The 7,730-nt window shown below is 66.6% G+C and carries 4 protein-coding genes and 1 pseudogene; 2 read left to right on the plus strand and 3 right to left on the minus strand.

The genetic code is table 11. The features are described 5' to 3' along the window. The 3 genes and pseudogenes from ELR45_RS20615 to ELR45_RS20625 form a co-directional block, all read right to left on the minus strand. Positions 1-815: pseudogene (locus ELR45_RS20615) on the minus strand (hypothetical protein); the annotation flags it as partial. A gap of 282 nt (positions 816-1,097) precedes the next feature. Continuing rightward, positions 1,098-3,332, minus strand: a complete 2,235-nt coding sequence (locus ELR45_RS20620; protein ID WP_205856955.1) for an alpha-N-acetylglucosaminidase — start codon at positions 3,330-3,332, stop codon at positions 1,098-1,100. A 24-nt stretch (positions 3,333-3,356) separates the two neighbouring features. Beyond that, positions 3,357-3,938: a hypothetical protein gene (locus tag ELR45_RS20625; RefSeq protein WP_205856956.1), complete on the minus strand. Its 582-nt coding sequence runs from the start codon at positions 3,936-3,938 to the stop codon at positions 3,357-3,359. Between the two features lie 252 nt (positions 3,939-4,190). On the opposite strand from ELR45_RS20625, the gene ELR45_RS20630 reads away from it, so the two are divergent. After that, a complete protein-coding gene (locus ELR45_RS20630; protein WP_129668041.1) occupies positions 4,191-5,450 on the plus strand; it encodes a hypothetical protein in 1,260 nt (419 codons plus the stop codon). Positions 5,451-5,626: 176 nt separating this feature from the next. Continuing rightward, a partial coding sequence (locus tag ELR45_RS20635; RefSeq protein ID WP_205856957.1) for a molybdopterin oxidoreductase family protein occupies positions 5,627-7,730 on the plus strand: 2,104 nt, incomplete at its 3' end.

The raw sequence follows: 7,730 nt of genomic DNA on the forward strand, positions 1-7,730 counted from the left end.
GCCATGCCGGTGACGATGGTCACCGGCATGGCGAAGCTGACCACTGCGGTCGCGAATCCGACCGCCAGACACAACATGGAGACTATCTGCGCCAGTACGGCACCCGCAGCTATCCAGGGCCGTCTGCGTACCGTCGCGACCAGCTCGCGCACCGTGTCAGCCACGCCGAGGACCCGCCGCCGGACCGCCCGCCCGACCTTGGTTCTGGGGCTTCGGCGGGCGACTCGGTCAGGCGCTCGCCGGCGGAACGGAATGTTCCCGGCCATGGAGCCGGCCTTCCGGGCCAACGTAGGTGTGGCCATGATCAGCAACCCGACGACCACGGCAGCGACGACGATCCCCACACTGCCGTACTGGAGCCACGCCACCCCGAAGGCCAGCCCGGAGGCATGCGCCACGGCGCCGGTAGCCGCCCACAGGGCGACCACGCCGGCTGCCACGCACGTCGAAGCGCCACCCCGGCGCAGGGCGGCAACGAAGACGCCGGCTGACCCGACGCCGGCGGGGATCACGCGGTTGGCGACCGTTCCACCGACGTGGGCGGTCGCCGTGTCGAGCCATCCCAGATGGCCGACGGCGATCAGCCGCTTGCCGGTGATCGACGCAGCTGTGGCGACCAGCCAGCACCCTGCCACCAGGAGCAACGCGAGGGGGTTCTGCCGGGTAGCACCCACCAGATCCGGCAGGACGGACGGGAACACCGTCACGCCCGCGACGACCATTGCGGCGAGGAAGAACAATGTGAAGGCGAGCCGGAGGATTTTACGGACGCCCAATCTCCGTCGGGGCTCCGACGCAACGTTGTCTAGCGCCACATTGCCAATATGGCCAGGCGTTTCCGTAAAAATACTGATCGCCCAGCATACGGTGAGCTCTACGGGAAAACGCAAACCAAGATCTGATCATGGTGCGACCGCTGTCCGCGGTTCGGCCCTGCGGCGGGGACGTCGATGCCCGAGTTGGTGTGATTTGCGTGACATTTGGCCGCGAGTGCGGGCATCCGCGTGACGTTTTGACTCGTGACCGTGCCGAGAGGCTCTTGGACCTGCGCCCCGCGGCCATTTGCCCAGCGTGCGGGCGTGACACGGACGGCCGAGTCACCGTGCTGCGGGGCCCGGCGGGGTGACGGGCGGCGATGTGATCCGATCCGCCAAGCCGGCGTATGCGTCGAACAGCCGCCGGGACTCGGCAGCGAGAACACCTGGACGAGAAGGCAAGGGTCGGCAGCCTTGTAGGAGGAACTGCTCGGCCCGGGCGCGGAGCCGCCTGGCTAGCTCGTCGTCGTTGGCGCCGGGCGAGCTGATCGCCGTGTTAAGGCCGTCCGCCCAGAGGGACCAGCGTTCCTGGTAATAGCCGCCGACAAGGCCGGCCCATATTCTGCCGGCGTAGTCATCGAGAGTGAGACTTGTCGTCGTGCTCCAGGTGGTGACGATACGTCGGGCGTTGTCGGCCAGGATGTCTCGTTCCTCCGGGCTTGACGACCACGCCAGCGCTTTAGCCTCCCAATGCTGGAAGGTGAACTCGGGCCGGGTGGCGAGCATCCTGTCCAAGTCCTCGAAGACTCGCAGGAAACTGGTGACGGCAGAGCGGTCAGCGCGGCCCAGCCGAACCGATCGCTCGACGGCGTCGAGGTAAAGATGGTCGGCGACCCTCGACATGAACGCGACGCCGGCCTCGACCAGATCGTGGCCGAGCGGGCCGCTCACGAGGTCATGCTCGCGTTCGGCGACACCGATCATGCGGTCCCAGGCGTCGGCCAGGGTGACCGGGTCGTACCAGAGTGCCGCGGTGACCTCGGCCCGCAGCTCGGGGAGATCGTCGGGGATACGCGCGTACGACGGCTTCGCCGTGAGGACGCCGTTGAACTGCTCGGGGAAGATCCGAACCCCTCGGGCGTCGTAGACGGTCTCGGAGAGTCCACGCCATGCGGAGCGTAGCTCGCTGGATGATGCTCGACCGTATCGCTGGGTCACGAACGTATCGAGCCAGTCGCCGACATCGGTGATCCGGTTCCAGATGCGGTCCGCCACGAGCTCGAAGAAGACCGGGTTGTTCCGGGTGCCCTCCATCGACAGCCCGATTCCGAGCGGAGGTTCCGGCCCCACCAGTGCTTCGTCCAGCGCGGCCGGCACGGTATGCAGATCGCCGATCGGATCGGTTCGGCCGCCGAAGTTGAGCAGCGCACACCACAGCCATGGCTTTGAAGAGAACCGGTCGAGACGCCGCCACAGCGGGTCGTGCTCCGCCCAGAGATCGGCGACGATCATCCGTTCGTCGGGAATCGCGCCGAGGAACGCAGCCACCCGGTCGTCGGTCCAGAACTCTTGTTGGTACGAGAACGGCCACGCCTGCATCAACCAGGTCGCCTGTGGATCCGCGGCGCTGAGCCCGGCCAGCGTCGCCGCGGCGACCCTCGCCGGGTGTCCCGGATCCGAGCCGGCCGGCGGCATCTCGATGAACGGATCGGTTGCGTATAGATGGTCGGTGCCGAAGATCTCGATCTGGGCTCGGGTGAGTTCGGCTCCGACCCGTTCGTACAGCCGGTCGGACGGGTCGAGAACGTGCGTCTCGAATCCCTGCCAGCGCCGAGCCGTGACTCGGGATGGAGCCAGCTGCCGCGGCACGTGTCCGGTGAACGCGGGAAGCACCGGTGTCATGCCGAAGGCGCGCTCCCGCTGCACGATCCGCGTCCCAAGATCACGATGGCTCTTCAGCCAGCTCGTCGGCATCGGTCCGGCGAAGCCGTCCAGGCAGCCCATGAACTGGAAAGGCAGGTAGCCGGGCCCACCCAGGAACTCACGGATGGTCTGGTCGTCGAGCCCGAGCCGGGAGTACGCGGCGTGCACGGCGGCTTCGTGCCCGGTGATGGCCAACGGCATGGTGATGCCGTGCAGCGCCATCCAATCGATCTCGCGTTCCCAGTCGTGCCAGTCCCAGTAGGGCATGGTGTAGCTGAAGGTGCAGAAATTGAGGTAGTAGCCGTCGTTGACGTAGGCCTTGCCCCGCCGCGGCGGGGTGTCGGGGAGTGAGGTGAGCGGGAGCGGGAGCTCGGTGTCCCATTGCACCGACACACCGCAATCTTCGCGCAGGTAGTGATGGAACGCTACGGATGCGCTGACCCCATCGGTGGCGGAGATGAGTAGCTCGCCGCCGGCCGCGCTCAGCTCGTAGTGGCGGCCGGATGTGGACTCAGCGAGGTCGTGGAAACGGATCGACCGGGCGACCGGCCCGGCGACCCGATGAGCGAGGCCGCGAACGGCTTCGGCCCACCGGGCTTCTGCTCCGTCGTCGCTGGGCAACGTGCTCCTTCGGCCTTGGGGTGTGCGGGCCACTTCAGGATGGTGCCGAGACCGGGACTATGCAAGGACCACCCGGCGCCGGTAGTACGCCCATGTGAGGACGAGCAGCAGGGGACCCCAGAGGTTCAAGGGCGCGTAGCACGTGAGCATCAGTGCGGCCCAGCCATTGCCGCTGAAGAGCAACGGCAGATCGCCGAAAGAGAAGAAGATGTCGCGGAAGCCATACGTCCAGATGGAGATGAGCGCGACCGACCCGAGGACCGCCGGGACGATCGCGGCGAAAGGTGGAACGCGCCGGCCGCCGATGAGCGGGATCCAGCGTGGCACGATCTCTCCCCAGGCGCGGACTAGCCCGAACGCGGTCAGGGCGACGAGCTCGGCGAAGATGCTCAGGCCGATGACGTAGCCGACCTCCCAGCCGTGCACCGCGAGTGGTTCTCCGTTGTCATCCAGTGTGCCCATCGAGTGGCCGAAGGCGAGCCCCAGGCGCCACAACCCGGAGGGAAGGGTCAGCAGCGGTATGAGATGAGCGATGACATTGGCCCAGTGCGGTACGGGTCGTTCGGTCTGCTTCCGATCGGCTGTCGTGGGGTGGACAGCTCGGTCAGGGCTCACATTGATACTCGCCGCGTGGCTCACGGTGGTCTCCTCGATCCGTCGGCTACGTGATCGAGCATCGCTGAGCAGTGAGGACCACGGCCTCACCTACAGCGGTGAACCGCCTCCCACGCACGGGGGAGCTTCCGCCGCGTCCGCCGGTCTCAGTGGCCGCGGGCCGGGAGCCGGCGCCAGATCGCGACGATCGGGTACGCGATCTTCGATTTCGGTTGTGCGATGCAAGAATGCCTGTGAGAGTAGCAATCAAGATCGTGGTTGATATGGAGGGCGGACATGCGGGTGGGCCGTGATGTCCATGACAGGCTCAAGCGCCGGGTGCAGAGTGGCCTGAAACTCGTACCTGGCGAGCAGATCGAGCTGATCGTGCGGCTTAATGGCAGGAAGCCGGAGGCGGACTGCTTGGTGATCACCAACGCGCGGGTCGTGACGTTGGAGTCGGTCGTTGAACCGTTGAACTGGGTCAGGCGGCAGGCGCTGGGCGATGAGATCCGGACCTGGCGACTGTCCCGGAAGTTCCGCAGCCGTCTCACCGTGACCACGGGTTATGGCCGTACCGACATCTTCGGGTCGAGCCTGAGTCTGTACGACGATGACCTGGTCGACGAGCAGATGACCGCGCTGGTGAGCAACCGGAACTCCGCTGGCGTCCTTACCGCCGTCAAGGCGTTGCGTGCCGAGGCGCATTGGATGTCCAGTGTGTATGGCCGTGCCGTGTACGTGCTCGATCGCGGCCAGGTCCCCAGCGCGACGGCCGAGGCGATCGACCTGGACATGGTCGAGCGGCAGCTGAGTCAGTTCGACTATTGGCCGAGCAGCGAGGTGCGGCGGCATCTGGCGGTATGCCTGCCGGTCGGCGGCTGCTGGTTCGCGAACACCGAGGCCGCGGCGGGGGAGATGACGACGCCCGCGCCGGTGGAGAAGGTCCATGTCACCTCCGTGTCCGACGCGCTGGTCACGGTCGACTCGGCGAAGATCAAGAAGACCGGCGGCCGGGAGGCGGACGTCCTCCAGCAACTCATGTCGGTGGTTGCGCACATCCGCGCCACGCCGTCGTGGAAGTCGCCGCATCTCGACGAACACGAGCTCCGCATCGATCTGGATGAGGAGGTGCGCCAGATCGCGCTGGGGTGTCACCGGGTGGCCGAGCTGCGCATGGCGATCGGCGGCAAGCCGGACGGACGTTCTGAGACGGGCCGGCGTGCCGCTACTGTGCACGACACCTCGATGATTTCGCTCGACGTCGTCGTGCGACGGCTGGAGGACCGGATCGACTCTCTCGCCTCCTACCGCGATCGCCTACGGACGTTGTCCCGTGAGCTTGCCGACCTGGACAGCGCAGCCCGGGTAGCGGACGTCGCAGAGAAGGTCGCGCACCTCGCCGCCTCGACCAGGAGCGGCGATGAACCCGGCGACAGTATCGCCGAGATGCTTCCCTACCCGCGGGAGTCCGCCGATGGGGTGCCAGACGCGCTCGACGCCTTGCGTTCGGACGTCGAACGGATCCGTCATCAGGAAGGTCAGCTCGTCTCTTAGGCCACGACCTCCTCCAGCGCACATGATCGCCCAGCATACGGGTATTCGTCTGGGAGCCGGCCGGTCTCAATGTGCCTGCGGGAGGAGCCGTGCCCAGACCATCGACGCCCGAACGTATCGCCGATCCATGGGGACCACGAACGCCGTATGCCCGAGGTGAGCCGTGGCCCGAACGCATGGATGGATTTCTCGACGGCGATGTGAGCGCGGCGGACGTCGACCGATGGGTCCAGTCGGCATCGTTGCTCCATTCCAACGGTGACGCCATGGATATCGCGGTCAAGGAGGGGCGGATGGTCGGCGTCCGGGGGCGTCCCGGCGACCGGGTCAACCGTGGCCGGCTCGACCCCAAGGACTTGTATGCGTGGCAAGCGAACTCGTCGCCGGACCGGCTGACCCGACCGCTCGTGCGGCAGTACGGGCAGCTCGTCGAGGCCGACTGGGACACCGCGATGTCGCATGTCACCGACGAGGTCCGCAAACAACTGGCTAAGCGCGGACCGAGCTCTCTCGGCTTCTACACGACCGGGCAGCTCTTCCTTGAGGAGTACTACACGCTCAGCCTGATCGTGCGCGCCGGGATCGGAACGTCGCATCTGGACGGCAACACCCGGCTGTGTACTGCGACCGCGGCGGCCGCGCTGAAGGAGTCGTTCGCCTGCGACGGCCAACCGGGCTCGTATACAGATATCGACCATGCCGACACCATCGCGCTGTTCGGCCACAACGTGGCCGAGACGCAGCCTGTGCTGTGGATGCGGATGCTGGACCGGCTCAATGGCGCCGACCCGCCGAAGCTGGTGTGCGTCGATCCCCGGGCGACGCCCGTCGCGAAGGAGGCCGCGGTCCATCTCGCGCCGCTTCCGGGTACCAACCTGGCCCTGGTCAACGCCCTCTTGCACGAGATCGTCGAGAACGGCTGGTACGACGAGGACTACGTCGCCGCGCACACCGTGGGATTCGACGGACTCAGGTCGACGGTCAAGGAGTATCCGCCGGAGCGGGTGGCCCGTATCTGTGACGTCCCGGCCGAACAGATCCGGGAGGCGGCACGTGTGATCGGCACTGCCGAACGATTGCTGTCGACTGTGCTGCAGGGCTTCTACCAGTCCCATCAGGCGACTGCCGCGTCTGTCCAGGTCAACAACATCAACATCATCCGGGGCATGCTCGGTAAGCCGGGCGCTGGAATCCTGCAGATGAACGGTCAGCCGACGGCGCAGAACACTCGGGAGACCGGCGCCGACGGCGATCTGCCAGGGTTCCGGAACTGGGCCAACGACGCACACGTCGCCGAGCTGGCCGACGTATGGAACGTCGAGCCGAAGCAGATCCCGCATTACGCCGAGCCGACGCATGCCATGCAGATCATGAGGTACGCGGAGGAAGGCTCGATCCGGTTCCTGTGGATCACCGGCACCAACCCGGCCGTGTCCTTGCCGGAGCTTGCTCGTATCCGGTCCATCCTTGGGCAGGACCGGCTGTTCGTCGTCGTCCAGGACCTGTACCTGACCGAGACCGCACAGTTCGCCGACGTCGTGCTCCCCGCCGCGACATGGGGAGAGAAAACCGGCACGCTGACCAACGCCGACCGCACCGTGCACCTGTCGGAGAAGGCGGTCGAGCCTCCGGGCGAAGCCCGTACCGACCTGGACATCCTGCTCGACTTCGCCCGGCGCATGGACTTGCGGGACAAGGACGGCGGACCGTTGGTGCCCTGGACCGATGCTGAATCGGCTTTCGAAGGGTGGAAGCGCTGCAGCGCGGGACGGCCGTGTGACTACACCGGCCTGTCATATGACAAGCTCCGCGGCGCCAGCGGCATCCAATGGCCGTGCAATGAGGAGCATCCGGACGGGCTGGAACGGCTCTATGCGGACGGGAAGTTCTTCGCCGAGCCGGACAACTGCGAGGCCTACGGCCGTGACCTGGTGACCGGAGCCTCCGTGGAGCTGACGGAGTACCAGGCGTTCAACCCGACCGGCCGCGCCCTGATCAGGGCCGCCCACTATCAGCCACCGCACGAGCCGACCAGCCATCAGTACCCGTTCATACTGACTACCGGCCGCACGATCTTCCACTTCCACACCCGAACCAAAACCGGACGAGCGCCACAGCTGGAGGCGGCCGCGCCCGAGATCTGGGTCGAGATGTCCGCCGGAGACGCGCGTGCGTGCGGGTTCGCGGAAGGAGAGCCGCTCGAGATCGGAACGCCCCGGGGCAGCGTCGTTGCGAGGCTACGGGTCGGAAACGTACGCAACGGCGTGATCTTTCTACCGT

The organism is Phytoactinopolyspora endophytica, from assembly GCF_004138495.1.
GTDB lineage: Bacteria > Actinomycetota > Actinomycetes > Jiangellales > Jiangellaceae > Phytoactinopolyspora > Phytoactinopolyspora endophytica.